The organism is Bacillus sp. 95MFCvi2.1, from assembly GCF_000374965.1.
Taxonomy (GTDB): domain Bacteria; phylum Bacillota; class Bacilli; order Bacillales; family Bacillaceae_G; genus Bacillus_A; species Bacillus_A pseudomycoides.
Window position 1 is genome coordinate 22949 of record NZ_KB895712.1, and the last position, 20735, is coordinate 43683.

Consider the following 20735-nt stretch of genomic DNA (forward strand, 5'->3'; position numbering starts at 1 on the left):
CCCACTTTTTATTTAAATAGTTTTTTCTATCCTATACGTAAGTTAGGTCAAGGAGGAACTAGGAATGAAAAAGTGGATATTTTTTTCTCTTTTTATATTGTGCACAGTATGTGTTGGTATTTATATAGCACCATTATTTCAAAATGGAGTAGATGTTAAAATCGTAGAAAAAGGTGATAAGGTAAACTCTACGAATACTGAAAAGAAAGAGATTACAAAAGAACAAATTTATAAAGGTGATTTATTATTAGTCAATAAAGATTATCCTGTTCAGAAAGATAGCATAAGGTCTGATATTATAAATGTATTTCAAAATACGGAATTAGTAAGAGGGTATGTAGTGCTTGATAGAAATATTCATTTATCAAAGGATATTGTGAAAAAGTTTTTGAAGATTGTAGATGCTGCAGAAAAAGAAGGGATTCATCATTTTTTGATCAGTAGCGGCTATCGAGATTTTAAAGAACAAAGGAAGCTATATGAAAAAATGGGTTCTGATTATGCATTACCAGCAGGGTATAGTGAACATAATTTAGGGCTATCACTTGATGTAGGGTCTACTCAAATGAAAATGGAGAAAGCCCCTGAAGGAAAATGGATTGAAGACAATGTATGGAAATACGGTTTTGTTTTACGCTATCCGAAAAATAAAAGTAATATTACAGGAATTCAATATGAGCCATGGCATATACGTTATGTCGGTTTGCCTCATAGTGCAATCATGCAAAAAAATAAATTTACTTTAGAAGAATACTTAGATTTCTTGAAGGAGAAAAAGGAGATTTCAACTAATGTTGAGGGGAAAGAGTATACGGTTTCTTATTATAAATTATCAAAAAATACGACCATTAATGTCCCGGTAAATCAGCATTATGAAATTTCAGGGAACAATATGGACGGAGTAATTATGACGGTTCATAAATAGTAGCTTACTTTATAAATTAAGCCTACATCATCAACTTAAGAATGGAAACAAACTAAATGGATGCTTTTGTATAAGTGCGAAAAATTTGGAGATTTACTTGTGAAAGTAGACCCAGTATACACATCGCAAGATTGTTCTGGTTGTGGAAATCGTGTGAAAAAATTACTTTCTATTCGAACACATATTTGTGCAAAGTGTGGAACGGTATTAGACAGAGATCATAATGCAGGTCTAAATATTTTGCAAAAAGGGTTAGAACAATTACTTATGAGGACGACCAAAGATTGAAACTGTAGGACAAGGTTGTGTCCAAACAGTATAAACGACGCCTGTGGGGAGTATGTAAGACTGCTAAACAGGAAGCCCCTTCTTCAAACGACTTGTAAGAGTGTTAAGGAGGGGCATTCACTATTGGTGTAAAAGCATCTTGTCCTTGCTTATAGTAACAAAAAGTACTCCAATGTAAATTATCATGCAGTAAAGAATCAGTTTCCATATTATGTTCCAATAACTGTTTTATATAGATGATAGCATTAATTCGTTCAGTATATTTTTCAGAGAATTTTTCTGTTTCGATCTATACCAAAAGACACCCAAGAATTATCAAAGATTCTTCTTCGTCTGTTTAAACTCCTACAGTGAAACGGACGAAAATCGCATCGATACGAGAAGAAAACAGTCTTTGATATTAGGTGTCAATTAAAATTGTACCATGTCTCACAATCAAGCAGCTTAATAAAAGAATGAAACCCGTTTGTTTTTTGATATGCAGAATTTCTAATGATCTACACTGGTTTTTTAGAAAAAGAAAAAAGTTTCTTTTGAAACTGACCTTTTTTAATCTTATCTTGATAGCGATGTGGTGAGACCCCGAAATAAGATTAAGATTCTTTTTTGTTTATTTGATAGATAATGGAATGGTAACAAAAAATTGTACACCCTCTTCTACATTATTTATAGAATACCTTATACCCAGTGCTTCAAAAATTTGTTTGACGATATATAACCCTAAGCCACTCCCTCCAGTATTTCGATTTCTTGACTTTTCGATTCGATAAAATGGTTTGAAGATATCTTGTATATTCTCTTCATTAATTTTGACACCTGTATTGATGACTTGCATTTGGATGTGGTTTTGTTTAGAATCTTTGGTTAACTGTATATAGACTTTTTCGTTATGCGGTGAATACATAACCGCATTATGAATAATGTTTTTACAGGCTTTTTCTAACAGAACACAATCTGTATAAACAAAAAGGTCAGAATCAATTTGTTTTATGATTTGAATGTCTTTTTGAGAAGCAAAAAATCCGATATCTTTTGTGATTGTATCCATTAATTCTGAGAGATTTACTTCTTCTAATTGTAGTTTAAAGGTATGTTGTTCTAGTTTTGACATGCTTAAAATTTCGCGAACCAGTTGTTCCATACTTTCAATAATTTGGTGATTTTTCTTTAAGTATTGGTCACGATCTTGATAGGGACCAATATTATAGATCATCCCTTCTAGGTATCCTTTCATAACAGTGAGAGGAGTTTTTAATTCATGTGATACAATTGCAAAAAATTCTCTGCGTTTTGCTTCTATTTCTCTTTCTTTTTCAATATCGCTCTTTAATTGCTGATTCGCTTTTTGTAAATTGAACATAGCTTGTTGTAAATTAATAGACATATCGTTCAAGCTATTGGATAATTCTCCTAATTCATCCGTGGAACGAACCTCAATTTTTTCGGAGAAATCTAAGTTTGCCATCTTTTGTGCACCCTCATTAATATAAATGAGTGGTTTTGTAATAAACCTCGAATAGAAATAAGCACTTCCTATACCAATCACAAGTACAATGATACTGATATAGGGAAGAAAACGTACTAAGACTTGCGTAGCTTCATCAATAGGTTGAAATGTTGCGAACACCACAAGTGTTAAGGTAATATCTTGGAATTGAATCGGCACAGTAACATCATATGAATTACGAAGGTAATCTGAACTCCCTAATGGTGTTGCTTTGGCAATCACATGTGCTTGGGTACCTCTTTGAATAAAACTAAAAGAAGGAGAATACATAACTACGCCTTCCTTATTTTGAAGGGAAATCATTGCGTTATTTTTTTGTGCGTATTCATCAAAAAGTGGTATAGCATTTTGAAACGTAAGATCTTTAGATTTATCAATTATTTCTTCTATTCCTGTTTGAAGCTGATCTGTTTTGTATTGCTCATAAAATGTAGGGAGAAAGAAGTATAAAGTTAAATAAATCAGGACTGCAAAGGCTAACAAAATGAGGGATGTAGTCATAAAGAGTTTATAGGTAATTCTCTTCGTCTTCATGATTTTCACAATCCTATTCATCGATTTTGTAACCAATGCCCTTTACTGTTTTAATGTAGGAAATATCTAATTTTTTTCGTATGTTTTTAATGTGTGTATCGATCATACGAGTTTCTCCGTGATACTCGTATCCCCAAACCTTTTCTACGATGCTTTCTCTTGTGATTACTTTTTTCTTATTTTGAAGTAGTAGTTGCAGAATTTCGAATTCTTTTGCCGTTAAGGGGATTTCAACCTCATTTACATATACTTTATATGCATCGCAATCAACATGTATTTCTTTAAAAAATAAATGATTCTCCGTACTTTGATCATAGCTTCTCCGCAGCACTGCTTCGACTCGTCTAATCAAAACATGAAAAGAAAAAGGTTTCGTAATATAATCATCGATGCCAAGATCAAATCCCTTCATTTGATCTTGTTCTTCTTCTAACGCGGTTAGCATAATAATGGGTATATTTGACTGACTTCGAATCATTTTGGCAACTTCAAATCCATTAAGGTTTGGCATCATCACATCTAGTAGAATTAAATCAAAGGATTGTTTATTAAATTGTTTCATGCCCTCTAATCCATCTGATGCAACTGTAACAGCATACTGCTGAGTCATTAAAAATTGTTTGATTAATTCCTGAATTTCTTGATCATCCTCTACCACAAGAATATGATAGTTCATCCTTATATCACCTCTTGTAGCCATTATAACCTGCTTATCTGGAGTTTATGTGGAGACGTATTAGAATACATAGAAACAATATAAAAACTTCACAGGAAAACTATATTTATATCATATCAGCTCCAGATTCAAGAGATATGATATAAAAAACTACAAGAAAGAAGGAGGTAATCAAAATGTCACTTGAAACAAACATAATTCTTTCTTTATTAGATGTAAAACTGTGGATGGTCTATCATTCGGATAGTAGTCGCATAAAAGTGAAAAAGAAATTAAAACCAGCACCATACTTACATAAGTACGTAAGTGTAAAGAAACGAAAGCTATATAAGTCTAGTTAACAAAAATGTTACATCTCCTCCATCGTACACACTCTTTATAACATCCTTATTTTCATTCCTGAATAGTAACTTTACGGGTAAAAAGAGAGAATCAAATTGATTCTCTCTTTTTCGTATACTGAGAATTTGCAAATGTTTAGTCCTGGTACAGTTATTGGAGCGGGTGTTATTGGGATTTCATGCCCTATACAAACAAAGGCGAAGTCTTTAAATAGACTCCGCCTTTTCGGTGTATAACGAATTACAGGAATTATTAAGGGTTGCATAACCATTTAACGATGCAACCCTAGATTCTCTATGTTTTGGATAACTTTGCAACAGAACCTTTATAAATCTATTTTGTCGCTTTTCGTCCTACTAATACCCAGTACAGAGATAAACTGAAAAGGGTAACGAGTACGAGAATGAATAGGATGTTACTAAACATGGAAGCATCCACATTGTTTGTCATTCCGAAGAAACTTTTTTTCATTGCGGAATGGTCCATCATCGCTGCTGTGTAGGCAATTCCGATTGACATTGCGACATTTAGTGTTAAGTTATAAAATCCGATTGCTGTTCCTGTTTTTTCTTTATCAATTGTACAAATGCAAGAGTCAAGTAATGGTGCATACATGAATGCAAATGAACTAGAGAATAGAACCATAGAGATTACGAATACAACAACAGAAGTTTTGATAAAGAATCCGCCTAATAGTAAGCTGATTATAATGCTGCACATAGCGAGCGTAATACATTGCTTGCTTCCCATAACCTTTGCAACTTTTCCTGAAAGAGCTCCAACGATAGTCGCTGCGATATATCCTGGAATTAATAATAGTGAAATTGCATCTAGCTGCAAACCGTAAATCTTTTCAAGCAAGAATGGGAATAGGAAAATATATGCTAGCTGTACAGAGTAAATGATAAATGCAACGCCAAGCAATGAGATAAACTGCTTATTTTGGAAGAATGAGATTCCGATAAAAGCTTTTGAATTCTTACTAATATAAGTAAGGAACAAGGCAATTGCAACAATAAACAAGACTAGGTAAAGCCAATTGAAATCTGTAATATATAGTAGTAGAGATGCTGAAATGGCTCCCACTAGGAATAATCCTAATACATCTACATGACTGTTTTTCGCTTCTTCCTTAGGAATGTATTTTAAAATAAAAGGAAGAGTGAAAAGTGTTACTAAAGAAATTAAAAATAGAGTTGTCCAATGGAAATATGTTGAAACATAACCTCCAGTTAATGCACCGATAAGCTGTGAAAGAGCAAAACTACTTGTACTTAATCCTAAAAATTTCTTTTGTTCATCTGCAGGTAAATGCTTTGTGACAAATATTACATATAACGTTTCAGCTGATGCTAAACCAGCAGTTTGGATAATACGTGAAATAACAACTAGTAAAAACGAATGTTGAAAAATATATCCCATGACTGAACCGACACAGATTAAAATAATCCCAGCGCTAAAAAGTTTTCTAAAACTAATAGAATCCGCTAAAGCTGCGTAAACGACTGCTCCAATTCCAATCACAAGACCAGCTAATGTTGCTTGCCAGCTAACTGTTGTCGCTGAAATGTGAAAATCTTTTGCCATATCAACAGAAATAATCTTAAACGAATTGTCAATTACTAAACATAATAGAAATAACAGTAAGGTAACAGGTACTGCTTTCTTAGCGCTATATTTCTGAGTTTTCTTCATGCTCACATCTTCATTAATTGTAGACATAGCTATATTCCTCTTTTCTTGTTATTCAGGGAATTGTCTTCCTGAGTCTTGATTGTCTGGCCTTTAACTACCAATTGATCCTTTTGTAAAGGATGGTTTCGGTAATTTCTACACCTTTTGTTTCATATGCGAGGCTTTCTTGTGCACAGTTGTACCGATTTTTGTTCGTTCCTTCTTATAGTGTTTAAAAAGGAAACGTTTTCATGAACAACCAAAAACATCTTATCTTTTGATTGCGCTTTCATGATGATGCATAATAACTCCTTGAACTATATAATATTGTTTGGTTATTTAAAAACTTGTATGCACTTGAATATTGAAAAGGATATCATGCCTTTCCTTCTTATGATGCTTACAAGGAAGCATTTTCATGAACAACCAAAAACATCTTACCTCTTGATTGCGCTTTCATGATGACTCTTTGGGATATACAATATTGTATAGTTGTCTAAAAACTTGTATGCATCTGAACAATGAAAAGGATATCATACCTTCCCTTTGCTCACAACCCATCTTTCTTTTGGAATTTGTCTTTTTTGTTACAAAAAAATCGCCCCCATTATAATTGTAAGTAACCACACAAACAAGAAATAGGAGACGATTTTTTTATCCCGCATTAACGGGCAGTAATACTCCCACCTCAAAATTCGGTGAAAGCAAAGCAGTTAGATGGGAGATCAACTGCCCGTAAAAGCCCGATTGGCTCAACTAATAATCAGTGGGGGATGAAGAAATCCCCCACTGATTAAAGTTTCACTTTATGAGTAACCATTCAGCTATTTTCATTCATTAATAACATGGGTCGGTTAATTCTACCAATGGACTATAGCAATTTAATCCCAGAAGATTATGTGGTAAGAGTGATCCATGACATGGTGAACAAGCGAAAACGGAAGTAGAACAGGAACAAGATAAGGGAGCAAAAAAGAGAAAAAGAAAGTGTATCAAGAGAAACGAAAAATACATAAGAAACTGAAAGAAGACTATTTATCACGACTACAAAAATATGAGTCACATCAAGAGACTTTCGGTGATCGTAATAGTTTCTCGAAGACAGATCCAGATGCCACGTTTATGAGAATGAAAGAAGACCCCTGAAAAACGGTCAACTGAAAGCTGGATATAATGTGCAAGTAGGAACAGAAAATCAGTGTATTGTAGGATACTCTCTTCACTAAATTCCGACAGATACACGTTGTTTCATACCGCATTTGGAGAAGTTAAAAGAAGCCAATAGCTCTCCACAAATGGAAATTTCTAAGAGATAATAGATTGTTCATTCGGTTATTTAGATGTTTTAATCCTAATTTGACTAAATTCTATTGGTATATAGTATTTATTATAAACCACAGGGTATTTGTCGCTGATATATACACTTTCTAAAATTAAATCAAATTCCTCCCCGTGGAAAATTTGGTATTTTAATGACGGAGTATTGGCGGAATTAGAACGTTTAATTTCAATGGTAGAGGAGTTAGCCAGTTCATATACTTTCTCCTCCAACATTTCCAATACTTGCTTCTCGTTATGTAAGTCAAGGTTCAATTTGGAAACGGCTTCTATTGGCATCATAGTAAAAGCAAAAGCTACTATCTTATCGTGATTTTTATACCAGCGTTCCAACGCAACCACTGCAGTCATTTGTTGATTTAATACTTGCATTGCATAGTCCGTTACTAGGTCAATTCGGAAATTAAGTTCGATATCATCTATTTTTTCCGTATAGCATTTATATAAAGGATTCCCCAGCTTCTCTAAGCCATCGCTACTTTCATTATGATGAAATCTTGTAATGAAATTTCCTTTTCCATGAATATTTTTAACCAATCCATCTTCTTGTAAAAGTGCCAAAGCATGTCTTAATGTCATTCTGCTCACACCAAATATTTTGGCCAATTCGGGTTCTGTTGGAAGTTGGCTGCCTAGAGGAAATGTTCCATCCGTAATTAATTTATACAATTGGTCATACACAATGACGAATAGTGGTTTTTTTTGTTTATTGAGTTCATGAAGTTTATTGTTCATTTTCTTATACCCCTATAGTTTTTCAAATTCGTGACGATAAATTCTATTTCTTCTCGTTTTATAGTAGTTTATTTTCTTTTTCTATTGTAGCTTACTTTTCCGCGTAAATTAATACGCTTTCAAAAATTCATTATAATTTGCACTAGGTGTATTTGTCACTCAAAATGAAGATGAACGATATTGCGGACCACATCTTCATTAATCAAGATTACGAATTTCAGTGGCTTGCGTTACATGAAGAAGAGGATGATGGGAAGGACTTCTGTTATGACCTTCGAAATCAAGCGGTTCAAACCATTTATCGGGATTAAAGAAGGTCATTGTACTTGATGCTGGAGGGAAAGCGAGTGACCTTGGTGTATGAACAAGAGAATTTCCAAGACAGTCTTCTTTAGCCGTAAACATTGGGTGTAAATACTAATTTTAGGATGCCTGATATTTTATCAATTGGACTGGGTGGGGGAACTCGCCTTTTTGGATTAGACGAAAAGTTGACGAAAGTGTAGGCTATGAGATTACCAAAAAAGCACTTCTTTTCGGTGGAGATGTACTCATTTCTTCATATGTTGTGACGCTTTTAGGGCAGGCTTTTGACGATAAAGCAATGTAGATAGAACATGTATCAGTAGAGTTTTGTAATAAAGCTACTGGATATTACCTTGTTTTATTTCAAACAACTTATGCATCCGTTTAACTTTGTTTTTTGATTTGTTCTGATGGTACTGAAGGTACGGGAATGAAATGAATGAGCTATTTCACTGCGAGTGGCAGTTTTATAGAAAGAGCCTTAAAATTATATACTTAGAAGATGGTTTCAATATCGCAACGAATCTATTTTTTTCTAGAGGATCTAATTTGTTTTTGATACATTAATAGTTGGGAAATACAAATAAGGGGTAGAGACGTAGATATGGAATTATTTGATTATTATAAGCGAAAAGGGAAGTTTAAACTTTTTATTGGAACCTGTATTTTTCTATTTGCACTATGGTGTGTATATGGAACTTGGGGAATGGTGAATTGGGGAGAAGTTATTTTTATTGTAATCGTTTCTTCTGTTTTTTTCGGAATTGGATTTTGGCAGTTACGAAAAGGGAATTTGATACAAAAGAATGCGGTGAAAAGTAATGTAACGTTTTGGGATGTCGATACGTTTGTTGTATTAGAATTGCCTAAACAGAATAAACAATTTGGTTTATATCATCCTGATGGGGGATATGTTGCTGGAACAAAGATCATTTCATCTAACATTCTTTTTTCAGTGATACCTTTTTTAAGTAATAAAGATGTTTATGGATTAGAAGCGAGTAGCGGGGAAATTCTTGCATATTTTCATACTGAAGCTGACGGGTATGATTGGGTAATCTATGATTCGAATTATAACCAAATTGGTATGTTTAAAGAGAAGATGATACAAGGATTTGCGGCGATACGTGGTTCTTTAATGACTGATAAAGTAACAAAATTGTCCGATGTAGAAGTAGAGTTTGATTTTATTCAAAGTACTCTTCGTACAACAGATGGACGTACATTAGCAATCGGTAAGCAAGGGTATATGCCTATAGAATGGAGTGAAAGGTTTATGGGACTAAATGTGCCTACTATTACATTAGGTTCCAATGCGTCTAAGAATGAAAAAATTCTAGGGCTAGGGGTGCTCCTATATAGCTTACGTACAATTGAGATTAGAAAAAATAGAGCGAACGTTTAATAGAAAAAAATAAACGAAACGATTAGAACAGAGTCCATAAAGTGATTCTGTTTTTTTATAAATCTTACAAAGATGTCATCTTTCTGTAAGATTATTAGATAGTTCATTTATTTTTTTAATGTAATAATAAAGGTATAAGAAACGCCAATAAATGATAGGAGAGTGTCAGTAATGATTGTAACAACAACTTCTGGAATTCAAGGAAAAGAAATTATTGAGTATGTGGATATTGTAAATGGTGAAGCTATTATGGGTGCAAATATTGTCCGCGATTTATTTGCTTCTGTTCGTGATGTTGTAGGTGGCCGTGCTGGGGCATATGAAAGTAAATTAAAAGAAGCGCGTGACGTTGCGATGGAAGAAATGAAACAACTTGCGAAGCAAAAAGGAGCAAATGCAATTGTTGGCATTGATGTAGACTACGAGGTTGTTCGTGACGGCATGTTAATGGTTGCTGTAAGTGGTACGGCTGTGCGTATATAAAATAAAAAAAGCATCTCATGAAATGATAGGATCATCCCCTCCAGGTAACAGTGTAAAAATACCATGTGCATACATGGGTGATACACTGTTACTTGGAGGGGATTTTTCATAGTTAAAAAGGCTCAACACCTAATACTTATTCAGACGAATTATAACTATCGGCTGTTCAAAGCTATTTATATGGTGAATGCAATTATCAACTCATAGCTAAGCGATAGAATATTAGGAGTTCTACACAAGTTAAAGATTGGCGAAGAAAGTATAAAGAATTTGGTGAAATTAAAGGTATCCGTGGAAAGAATAATGGAACTCAAGGGATTCTTCATCTACTAAAAGGCACAAGTTTCATATTTAAAAAAGACATGTCTGATTACATGGCATACTAAATTTTTCAGTGTACATTGCTCGAGTTATTATAAATGGATTCAAATGAAGTGCTCGTTACAGATGAAGCTTTAGAATTCAATGGTATAATACTAAAAAACGGATATACCCAATAAATCTATCATTATTGTAATTTTAAGGGATTATACTACAAATCAGAGCCTAATGGAAAAGAAAATTCCATTCCAGAAAACAGGTAAGAGTACCGTTCTAAAAGGAGGAAAGCTTCATGCGAAATGCTGTATACGAGTTGGTTGAGACGAATGATAGTCTGCCTTTTGATGTTTCATTGAACAGTGTCAATTATGTACCGAGTCATTGGCATAACAGCGTAGAGATTATTTTTGTGCTGCGCGGTACGGTGGAGGTTAGGCTAAGTCATGAGAAACGGACGCTTTCTGAGGGAGACGTGCTACTTATCAACCAATGTCATGTGCATGAGGTGATTGGCCTTGATCGGAATATTATTGCAACGTTTCTTATTCCTTTCAGTTATTTGAAGGAAAAAATAGCACGTGCAGATGAGATTAGCTTTGATTGTTATTCAGGAGATAAGGAGCGGCGTCATGCTTTAGACCTGGTGCGACGTTTATTGGCTGAGATGGTGCAGCTAATGTATCAGAAAGGTGACGCCTATGAGATCGATATGCAAATTCGAATGTTGGAAGTGCTCTCTATTCTTTTGAAGCAATTTAAGGTTTCAGCATCTGCGGGCATTATGAATGAGAAGTATATGGAGCGGATGCTTCGTATTATTACTTATATAGAAGATCATTATAAGGAGCCGATTACACTGCAGGCAATTGCTGAGCGTGAATTTTTGTCTATTCCGTATTTGTCTAAGTTTTTCAGTGATAACATCGGTCTTAATTTTCAATCTTATTTAACGAGCATTCGTTTGAAATATACGGTGGAGGAACTGCTTCACAATGGGGAAATACCTATTGCTGATATTGCTTTGAAGCACGGATTTCCGAACGCTAAGTCATTCTACACTGCCTTTAAAGCAAGGTATAACGTAACGCCAAGTGAATACCGGAAGCATTTCCGCCCAGATCTTGGTAAGAAGAAGGAACGGGAATCTTCCAATTATTTGACGTTTAATCAATCGAGCGCACTCGGAATTATTAGCCAATATTTACAGAGAAGTCCTTCGCAGCAGGTAGAAGAGATTATAGGGCTCGAAACGAAGGCATATCAGGTTAGCCTATCCGCTCACAGCAGTCCAATAAGGCATACATGGAAAAGTTTGATCGCGATTGGAAAAGCAAAAGAAGGATTGCATGCGGACGTGCAGTGGCAATTGAAACGAGTTCAGGAGCGCTGTCCTTTTCGCTATTTGCGGTTTCATGGCATATTTGACGACTCTATGATGGTATACACTGAGGACGAGACAGGCAAGCCTGTATACAATTTTAGATTGGTCGATGAGCTATTTGATTTTCTCCTTTCAGTTAGAATTAAGCCGTTTATCGAGCTTGGATTTATGCCATCTGCTTTGGCAGCGGACAAGGAGAAAAGCATTTTTTATGTAAAGAGTTATATTAGTCCGCCGAGGTCTGTCGATAAATGGTGTGAGCTTGTTGATCGCTTTTTACGCCATTGTATGAATCGCTACGGCAAGGAAGAGGTAGAGTCCTGGAAATTCGAATTTTGGAACGAACCGGAGTTGAAGGCATTTTGGCCGGGAACGATGGAGGAATATATGGAGTTGTATGCTCGCACCTATGAAGCTGTGAAACGTATATCGCCTCGTCTTCAAATTGGAGCGCCTGGCCGAATCATTACGATTGATGGAAGAAAGTTTTACGATGCGTTTTTTGCATTTTGCCGTAAGCGACAGTGTTTGCCCGATTTCGTTCCGCTTCATTTTTACCCGCATGAAAGGCTGAATAATCTAGAACAATGTGACGTGTTTAACGAATTGGAGTCGTTTCGGAAACTGATTGAAGAATTTGGCGGTGTATCTCCGAATCCAGATTTTCTAAAGGAGCGACTTGCACATGAGAAAAGGTTGCTTGAGAAACATGAGATGCCCGGGGCCGATTTGTATTTGACAGAGTGGAATTCGACTTCGTATCATCGCGAACTAACGAATGATACGCTGTACAAGGCTGCTTATATCGTCAAAAATATTATTGATAATTTGGACAGTATCGAAGGCTTTGGTTACTGGGTGCTAAGCGACAACATTGAAGAAACGGCTGCTTCACCGGATTTGTTTCACGGGGGACTTGGACTGATTGCTCAGCATGGTATCCCTAAGGCTGGTATGATTGCCTATGAATTATTAGCAAAGTTAGGTGATCACCTGATTGAGCGTGGTGATCGTTACATCGTTACTTCTGGCCGGGGCGGCTATCAAGTGCTTACCTTTAATTATTGTCATTTTGATGATTTGTACGCACTTGGTGATATTTCCTTTATTGATGCGGTTAACCGCTATAACGGTTTCAAGGACGTGAAGACTGTAAAGTTAGAGCTAGAGCTTACGGGTTTACCGAGCGGAAAGTATCGGATCGTTACCCGCACGGTCGGCCGAAAATATGGAAGCAGCTATGACCGCTGGGTAGAGATGGGGGCGCCGCAATCACTCTGCCTAGAGGATGTGGAATATTTGAAGGCCGGCGCTCAGCCGCGTATGACGAGTCGGTATGTTGAAGTGGAGAACAGTCACACTTGTATTTCCATTTTGGAGCCGCACGGAGTCGAGTTGATTGAGTTTATTCCTGCATGGTGACGAATTGTGTTAAATTTTAATCCCTTTTGATTCAATGATTCAAGTTGTTTACATAAAAAGATTAAATAAGGCAATAAAAGTCGATAAACCGCTGTCTCTTTGAGGACGAGCGGTTTTTTTATAATTAAATTGTAAACGCTTTCTGAAAAAGTATGACTTATATGTTCGCTATACAGCGATTTTATTTAAAGAAATGGAGGGTTCTTCTATGTCAGCCAAAGAAAATAACGCAGGTCAGCCGTTGATTGCATACGTCTGTAACGAAGGCGGACCTACACTTGGCTATTCCATTTTATCCAAGGTTCGCATCATTGAGCAGAACGGCTCGTTTTTTAAAAACTTAAGTAAGGATGGAGTATTGAAGCCGTATGAGGACTGGAGATTACCAGCTGAAGAACGGGCAAAAGATCTTGCCACGCGGATGTCTATCGAGGAAATTGCAGGATTGATGTTATACAGTGGGCATCAAGCAATTCCAGCCACGAGTGATAGTTGGTTTGCCGGGACTTACGACGGAAAGTCTTATGAAGAGAGCGGCGCTCAGCCGTGGGATTTGACCGATGAGCAAATCGCATTTTTGACTGAAGACCATCTCCGTCATGTTCTCATGACAACAGTTGAAAATCCGGAAACAGCCGCGCGCTGGAACAACAAGCTGCAGGTTGTTGCGGAAGGGACAAGTTTAGGCATTCCAGCGAACAATAGCTCGGATCCGCGTCACGGTTCTGATGCCAGCTCCGAATTTAACGTTGGCGCAGGAACGGCTTCACGCGTATCATTCTGGCCTGAAACGCTTGGTCTTGCAGCGACATTTGACCCTGAAGTGACACGTCAATTTGGAGAAGTTGCCTCGAGGGAGTACAGGGCACTTGGCATGACAACAGCACTGTCACCGCAAATCGATATCGCAACTGACCCGCGCTGGTTCCGCTTCAGCGGCACGTTCGGTGAGGATTCACGTTTGTCTACGGATATGGCGCGCGCTTATGTGGACGGTTTCCAAACATCAGAAGGCGAGCAGGAACTAGAAGGTGGTTGGGGATTGGATAGTGTGAATGCTATGGTGAAGCATTGGCCTGGAGGAGGAAGCGGTGAGGGCGGAAGAGACGCACATTTTGCCTGCGGAAAGTATGCCGTTTATCCAGGAAACAATTTCGAAGAGCACTTGAAACCGTTCGTCGACGGAGCTTTTCAGCTGGAGGGTAAGACGAGTAAGGCTTCTGCAGTGATGCCATATTACACGATTTCGTTTGATCAAGATCAAGTAAACGGAGAGAACGTCGGCAACTCTTATAATTCCTATTTAATTACCGACTTACTGCGGGGGCAATATGGCTATGACGGCGTTGTTTGCACAGATTGGTTGATTACTGCTGATGAGCATAGTAGTAAAGATACATTTTTGACGGGTAAGTCATGGGGCGTTGAGCATCTGAGCGTTGCGGAGCGTCATTATAAGCTGTTGATGGCTGGTGTGGACCAGTTTGGCGGCAATAACGAAGTTGGCCATGTTCTAGAAGCTTACCAATTAGGGGTATCTGAACATGGAGAGGTTTATATGAAAAAACGGTTTGAACAATCAGCGGTTCGTCTGCTTCTAAATATGTTCCGACTTGGTCTCTTCGAAAATCCTTATCTCAAGTCTGAGGAAAGTGAGAAAATTGTCTGCAATCCAGATTTCGTGAAAGCAGGTTATGAAGCGCAGTTGAAGTCAATCGTCCTTCTGAAGAATAAGGGGCAGACGTTGCCGATTCAGCCAAAAAGCAAAGTATACATTCCGAAAAGGTATTTGCCCGCTGGGAAGAGCTGGTTTGGAATGCCAACACCGGAGAAACTGGAGCATCCAGTCAATCTTGACGTTGTGGCCCAATATTTCGATATTACTAATAATCCGGACGAAGCGGATTTCGGACTTGTGTTCATCCAAAGTCCGAAGTCATGGGTGGGGTACAACCAAGAGGATGCTGATAATGGAGGAAATGGTTATGTACCAATTAGCCTTCAATACAAGCCGTATACAGCTGAGCATGCCCGCGAACGGAGTATTGCTGGCGACCCTAGGGAAACCGATGTGCTAAACCGTTCCTATAAAGGTAAAACAGTTACAACGCACAATTCACACGACTTGGACATCGTGCTTGAAATGAAAGAAATGATGAAAGGAAAGCCGGTCGTCGTATCGATTTTACTGTCGAATCCAATGATTGTCGCAGAGTTCGAAGCGGAAGTTGATGCGATCGTAGCGAACTTTGGCGTTCAAGATCAGGCAATTATGGACGTTCTGTCGGGAGCTTACGAGCCATCAGCCCTATTGCCGATGCAAATGCCGGCGAATATGAGAACAGTTGAGCAGCAGCTAGAAGATGTCGCACATGATATGGAAAGCCACGTTGATTCTGAAGGCCATGTATATGACTTCGCTTTTGGACTCAATTGGAACGGTGTAATTGAAGATTCTCGTATAGCGAAGTACGGGAGAAACCAGTAACCCAATTTTCCGAAAATAAAATAATCAAAAAAGGAGACGGTAATGATGAGTAATACAACTTCTTACGTTAATCTAGTTTCTAAATTGAGCAAGGACGTGCAAGCTGTCCAAAAAAGAGGATTCGATTTTATCGTTAAACCAATTCCTGATTCTAATGCGATTGGTGAATTAGATCCTCGTGTTCTCCAAGTGACTTTACAAGCGGCAGAAAAAATGGCTGCGACGGAAAACCAGTCATTTGATCCGTCAGATACTCTCGGTTTTGTTCAGGGAATGCGCGCTATGATGGGATGGAACAATGACGACGTTACGAAGGGTAAAGTCGAAACCACTTATAAAACAATTGATGGAACGAATGGACCGATTCCACTGCGTATCTATACGCCTTCTAACGAAGGAATTCTGCCAGCGGTTGTCTTCTTTCACGGCGGAGGTTTCATAGGCGGCAGTGTGGATGTCGTGGAAAATCCATGTAAAGCATTGGCAGAAAAAGCAGGCGCCGTTGTGATTTCCGTTGATTACCGTTTAGCGCCTGAACATCCATATCCAGCAGGACTGACAGATTGTTTCGAATCCGTAACATGGGTGTATGAGCACGCTGAAGAAATTCGTGTGAACCCACAGCGAATTGCCGTATCTGGAGACAGTGCGGGTGGGAATTTAGCTACGGTGTGCGCGCTCATGGATATTGAAAAGGGAACAGAGATGATTAAGCTACAAGCGCTTATTTACCCAACAGTGAATATGGCCGGCGTCCAAACTGAAGATTTCAACTGGAGCCTCGACCAATATGAGATTCGTAACTATTCTGAGCTCATCATTCCAATGATTAAAGGGTTGGCTGAAAGCGGTGAGTTATTTTTCAGGCTTTACTTGCAAAGTAAAGCGGAAATTACTGATCCTCACGTTTCTCCGCTCCTTTCAGATCAATTAAGTAATATGCCGCAGACACTAATTGCAACTGCTGAATTTGATTATTTAAAAGTAGAGTGCGAAGCTTACGCGGCAAAACTTGCACGAAGCGGCGTACCTACGAAGCTTATTCAGTACAACGGTACAGACCATGCATTTATGGATAAAATTGGTTTGTATCCGCAAGCGGAAGATTTAATAAATGAAATTGCAAAAGAGGTTAAGCGAGTATTTGCTTAATTAGAAAGAGCTTGTTCAAAAATACGTTTTTTGAACAAGCTCTATATTTCAAGATGTATAAGGAACTTTGAATAGTTTTATGATAAAGATATCAACTGAATGAAAAAGAGAAGAGAAATCATGGAATTATGATTTCTCTTCTTTTTTATTTTTCCGTTGTTGATAGCAGCCAAAACATTGAGAAAAGGCGTTATCGCTACATTGTTCAGGATCTCGTTCGCATGGGTTAAAGCTAGGGTTAGCTAGCACCTCGTATGGTCTCATCATATCGTAATCTTCGTGTTCAAGAATATGACAGTGCCACGGGTAAGTTCCTGTAAATGGACCAAAGCGTGCGATAATCCGGGTCACTTCTCCGGGATTAGCACGAACAGTATCTTTCCATCCTCTCTCGTTTGGATCGGGTGGTATGGGCGGTCCGACTTTGAGGTCAGAACCATTTGGATCGCCAGTAAATACAGCACGATTCAAAATTTGAAAATTGACAAGGTGCAAATGAATCGGGTGAGTGTCTGGTGTCGTATTGTACAGCTCCCAAATCTCTATAGTTCCATTATACGGGGTTTCTGTAATAGGCTGATTCCACTCCATGTTATTTAATAATGGCATAGGGCGTCCAAAACTATCGATAGCTTCAAGTAAAGTGTTTTTTCGTGTGATTACAGCATCCTGGGGATTCAACTGTTCCAAGCAACTCAACTTCTCTGGAATTTTACTTTTGTCATGTTTGCAGTATGTTTGTTTGACGCGAAATTGCATAATCTGTCTCAGATCTTCAGAAGGACTTTCGCCGTCAGGGAACGGGGTTGGTGCGTCATTTGTTAAAATAATACTCTGACCATTATGGTTTGAAAAATCGACAATGACATCGGCACGTTCCGCAGGTGCAAGGATGATTTCGGATACTAGGACTGGTTTTTCCAAAAGTCCTCCATCCGTACCAATTTGGACAAAATTTTGCCCAGAGCTCAGCTTCATACGATAAAAACGAGAATTGGAGCCATTTAGGATGCGGAACCGGTATTTCCGCGGCTCAACCTCAAGATAAGGCCATACTTTTCCGTTGACTAAAATTGTGTTACCGAAAAATTCAGGGACCACTGACGGATTTGGTAATGTAGGATCGATTGGTGGAGGTGGCTGTGGGGCTGGAGGCGGCGTATTTCCTGGTTGGGATGGATAAAAGAGTTCACCATTGGCATAGAACGAACGATCTTGGATGACCAGCGGGATTTCAAAGTTTCCACTCGGAAGATTCAACTTCTTCTCTTCTTCATCTCTGAGAAGATAGAAGCCCGCAAGACCTGCATAAACGTTCAAACGAGTAATTCCAAGGGCGTGATCATGATACCAAAGTGTTGTAGGGCGTTGACAGTTTGGATAATAGTAGACTTCAGTCACGAATTTCGGCCCAACATTTTTAAAATCTCTTGTGAACCATGCATCAGGATATCCGTCACTTTCTGGACGAACACGGCCTCCATGTAAATGGACAACCGTCCTAACAGAAGGTATGGATGATTCCGCACCATGAACAGTTTGGTCGACAGGAAGCAGGTGTTCAAAGGGCAATTTATTTTTCCATTTTACAAGAATAGGGTGATTTCTTTCTGCTTCGAATGTAGGACCCGGGTACATACCGTTATAGCCCCAGACAGTAGTTGGCGGCAAATCCCGATGTAATTTTTGTTTGACTTGCTTCATTGTTACTTCATAGAATGGTACTCCATCATGGTTACCTTCTGCTTTTAAGACAGGAGGAATTGGTAATGCATCGACAAATTTTTTAAAAGACAATTCACTGCCTCCTTTTTAAATCATCAAATATTGTTTGTCATATATAATATGAATTTAATGTAGGTCGGTATAGACGAATTTCTAACAGGAAATGAATGAAATAGGCTGGAATTGTAAAAAAGCAATTTGTTTCAGAGGAAATTTCATTTAAATGAGTTATGGTAAACCGTACCCCGAATAAGTGATACGGTTTTTACCAACAGTTAAAAATCATAACAGTATAAAAATACATTAAGTTTTGTTTTCATTGAATCAAAATAAATTTCTTTTTCATTTATACGTTCAAAGTTTTGATTATCATAAAATCCATAGTTACATTTATTATCTGTATATAGATATAAAGATTTCACATTCGTACTTTTCATATAATTAGACAAATGATTCATTAGAGCCTTTCCAACCCCAAGACCTCTAGATTCCCCTGATACAATAAATAACTGTATACAACCTTGAAAATCATCTTCCTTTCCTTCTATAAGTTCTTTATATGTGTCTTCAACCTTTGAGGATTCTTTTATGAATTTTTTATTCTCTTTATTAGTCATGAATACTTTCAGCATGGTGTAGGCAAAACTTAAAGTATTATGAGCTTTCTTTAAACGTTTTTTGTCTTTTTTTGAATCCCCCAAAATAACACCAATAATTTTATTGTCTTTTTCTGCTACTTTGCTAAATGAGCTCCCTAAAATACAACTCTGTAGATAGATGTTTAATATGGAATCTAAAAATTTTTTATCCTCAATCATTTCATTGAAGCCAAATGCTTCACCAATCAAAGCTTTGACAGATTCATAATCTTCTTTAACTAGACTTCTGTATGTTACTGTATTCATGTTTCGAAACTCCCTTGTATATAAGTGAATTTTGTATTTTATTGCAAATATCTTATTATGATCATAAGGTCTCCCTTAAGAGGAGAGTCAATGATAATATAAGAAAAATATAAAGGAAGTGATTAGGGTGAAAAACTTATTTTCTATTGGGGAAGTTGCGAAAATAAAGGACATCACAATAAAAGCGTTACGATATTATCACAAAATGGGGATTCTTATTCCAAGATATATTGATGAAACAACAGGTTATAGGTATTATTCTATAGATCAATTTATTCATATAGATATTATAAAAAGCTGTAGAGAGTTAAGAACGAGTATAGTAGAGCTTCAAGAGATTTTTAAGGACTGTGATACTGATCAATTACTACAATTTTTACAATTAAAAAGATATGAAGCAGAAGAAAACATAAAGAAAATGCAAGAAGTAATCAAAACCATTGATAGCTTAAATATGAAGGTAGAGACTTCTAAGGATATATTAAATAGTGATGAGATATCTATTCAGTTCTTTGAACCGCGCTATGTAATTGTAGCACCATGTAAAGAAGTGGGAAGTTTACAAGAGCTACTTTACTATTCAGACTTAGAGAAAATCATTCAAGATAAAGAGGGGAAAATGTCAATGGAAAGAGGAATCATATATAACTTTAATTCAGAGGGGGATGCAGAACCAAAATATGTTTTTAGTAGATTTCAAGGGGATTCTAATATAGAAGCTGAACAAAATATAAAAATATTACCAAAGGGAAAGTATGTAACGTTATCTTATAGTAAAGAGAATGAAGAGGAACGTCGAAATAAAATCATTAAATATGTAAAAGAAAATAATTTAAAAGTTAAAAGTTTCATTGAAGTGGAGTTATTTAACGATTTCTTTAATACAGAATCTTATAGCTGTCAAATTCAAATGTTGATAGAAAATAATGAGCCAGTTGGATAAAAGATAAAGATCTCTTTCTTTTTAGAGGTGGTCGAGAGCATCTGGCCATGCATAGAAGCGGTCGGGGCGAAGGGATTTTGTCCGTTTTATTTATCATTAAACATTTATTCTCATATTTTTGCTCGTTCTTAGGATTATTAATAGCGAGAAATAAGATGATAGTTTTTTTGCAAAAGGTAAACTGT

The 20735-nt window shown here is 37.1% G+C and carries 15 protein-coding genes and 3 pseudogenes; 12 read left to right on the forward strand and 6 right to left on the reverse strand.

The window, feature by feature from the left end; all coding sequences use genetic code 11:
• The first annotated feature begins 64 nt into the window (after window positions 1-64).
• The 3 genes and pseudogenes from vanY to C568_RS36550 all read left to right on the forward strand — a co-directional run.
• Window positions 65-925, forward strand: coding sequence for a VanY-A/VanY-F/VanY-M family D-Ala-D-Ala carboxypeptidase (gene vanY / locus C568_RS0123610; RefSeq protein ID WP_018782898.1), 861 nt, complete (start codon window positions 65-67; stop codon window positions 923-925).
• A 54-nt stretch (window positions 926-979) separates the two neighbouring features.
• Window positions 980-1213 (forward strand): annotated as a pseudogene (locus tag C568_RS0123615) (zinc ribbon domain-containing protein); the annotation flags it as partial.
• A gap of 273 nt (window positions 1214-1486) precedes the next feature.
• Window positions 1487-1661 (forward strand): annotated as a pseudogene (locus C568_RS36550) (IS4 family transposase); the annotation flags it as partial.
• 162 nt (window positions 1662-1823) lie between these two features.
• On the opposite strand, the gene C568_RS0123620 reads toward C568_RS36550, so the two are convergent.
• Together C568_RS0123620 and C568_RS0123625 are read right to left on the reverse strand one after the other, a co-directional pair.
• The gene (locus tag C568_RS0123620) at window positions 1824-3275 is read right to left on the reverse strand and encodes a sensor histidine kinase (RefSeq protein ID WP_029427677.1); all 1452 of its coding nucleotides are present in this window, start codon (window positions 3273-3275) and stop codon (window positions 1824-1826) included.
• Window positions 3268-3954, reverse strand: coding sequence for a response regulator transcription factor (locus C568_RS0123625; protein ID WP_006093794.1), 687 nt, complete (start codon window positions 3952-3954; stop codon window positions 3268-3270). Before C568_RS0123625 ends, C568_RS0123620 begins: the two co-directional genes overlap by 8 nt.
• Window positions 3955-4106: 152 nt before the next feature.
• Here C568_RS0123625 and C568_RS34880 point away from each other — a divergent pair, with 152 nt between their 5' ends.
• Window positions 4107-4271 (forward strand): hypothetical protein, encoded by a 165-nt coding sequence (locus C568_RS34880; protein WP_018782900.1) that lies wholly within the window; start codon window positions 4107-4109, stop codon window positions 4269-4271.
• A gap of 334 nt (window positions 4272-4605) precedes the next feature.
• Here C568_RS34880 and C568_RS0123635 read toward each other — a convergent pair whose 3' ends face one another.
• Complete coding sequence (locus tag C568_RS0123635; RefSeq protein ID WP_006093796.1) at window positions 4606-5994, reverse strand: MFS transporter; 1389 nt, start codon at window positions 5992-5994, stop codon at window positions 4606-4608.
• Between the two features lie 918 nt (window positions 5995-6912).
• On the opposite strand from C568_RS0123635, the pseudogene C568_RS34395 reads away from it, so the two are divergent.
• Window positions 6913-7169: pseudogene (locus tag C568_RS34395) on the forward strand (IS5/IS1182 family transposase); the annotation flags it as partial.
• A 109-nt stretch (window positions 7170-7278) separates the two neighbouring features.
• On the opposite strand, the gene C568_RS0123645 reads toward C568_RS34395, so the two are convergent.
• A complete protein-coding gene (locus tag C568_RS0123645) occupies window positions 7279-8019 on the reverse strand; it encodes a GntR family transcriptional regulator (protein ID WP_006093798.1) in 741 nt (246 codons plus the stop codon).
• Between the two features lie 164 nt (window positions 8020-8183).
• On the opposite strand from C568_RS0123645, the gene C568_RS0123650 reads away from it, so the two are divergent.
• The 6 genes from C568_RS0123650 to C568_RS0123675 all read left to right on the forward strand — a co-directional run bounded on the left by C568_RS0123650 (window position 8184) and on the right by C568_RS0123675 (window position 16977).
• Window positions 8184-8330 carry a hypothetical protein gene (locus C568_RS0123650; RefSeq protein WP_018782901.1) on the forward strand — a complete coding sequence of 49 codons (147 nt, stop codon included), beginning with the start codon at window positions 8184-8186 and terminating at the stop codon, window positions 8328-8330.
• A gap of 599 nt (window positions 8331-8929) precedes the next feature.
• Window positions 8930-9730: a hypothetical protein gene (locus tag C568_RS0123655; protein ID WP_018782902.1), complete on the forward strand. Its 801-nt coding sequence runs from the start codon at window positions 8930-8932 to the stop codon at window positions 9728-9730.
• 171 nt (window positions 9731-9901) lie between these two features.
• On the forward strand, window positions 9902-10213 hold the full coding sequence (locus C568_RS0123660; protein WP_003195672.1) for a heavy metal-binding domain-containing protein: 312 nt from the start codon (window positions 9902-9904) through the stop codon (window positions 10211-10213).
• A 613-nt stretch (window positions 10214-10826) separates the two neighbouring features.
• Complete coding sequence (locus tag C568_RS0123665; RefSeq protein ID WP_018782903.1) at window positions 10827-13337, forward strand: GH39 family glycosyl hydrolase; 2511 nt, start codon at window positions 10827-10829, stop codon at window positions 13335-13337.
• 208 nt (window positions 13338-13545) lie between these two features.
• Window positions 13546-15825 carry a glycoside hydrolase family 3 protein gene (locus tag C568_RS0123670; protein WP_018782904.1) on the forward strand — a complete coding sequence of 760 codons (2280 nt, stop codon included), beginning with the start codon at window positions 13546-13548 and terminating at the stop codon, window positions 15823-15825.
• A gap of 45 nt (window positions 15826-15870) precedes the next feature.
• Entirely contained in the window at window positions 15871-16977 is a 1107-nt protein-coding gene (locus tag C568_RS0123675) for an alpha/beta hydrolase (RefSeq protein ID WP_018782905.1), read from the forward strand.
• Between the two features lie 126 nt (window positions 16978-17103).
• On the opposite strand, the gene C568_RS0123680 is transcribed toward C568_RS0123675, so the two are convergent.
• Together C568_RS0123680 and C568_RS0123685 are read right to left on the reverse strand one after the other, a co-directional pair.
• Window positions 17104-18774 carry a multicopper oxidase family protein gene (locus tag C568_RS0123680; protein ID WP_018782906.1) on the reverse strand — a complete coding sequence of 557 codons (1671 nt, stop codon included), beginning with the start codon at window positions 18772-18774 and terminating at the stop codon, window positions 17104-17106.
• 203 nt (window positions 18775-18977) lie between these two features.
• Complete coding sequence (locus tag C568_RS0123685; RefSeq protein ID WP_006093808.1) at window positions 18978-19607, reverse strand: GNAT family N-acetyltransferase; 630 nt, start codon at window positions 19605-19607, stop codon at window positions 18978-18980.
• A 127-nt stretch (window positions 19608-19734) separates the two neighbouring features.
• Between C568_RS0123685 and C568_RS0123690 the strand changes: the two genes are divergently transcribed.
• Window positions 19735-20550: a MerR family transcriptional regulator gene (locus C568_RS0123690; RefSeq protein WP_018782907.1), complete on the forward strand. Its 816-nt coding sequence runs from the start codon at window positions 19735-19737 to the stop codon at window positions 20548-20550.
• The last annotated feature ends 185 nt before the right edge of the window (window positions 20551-20735 follow it).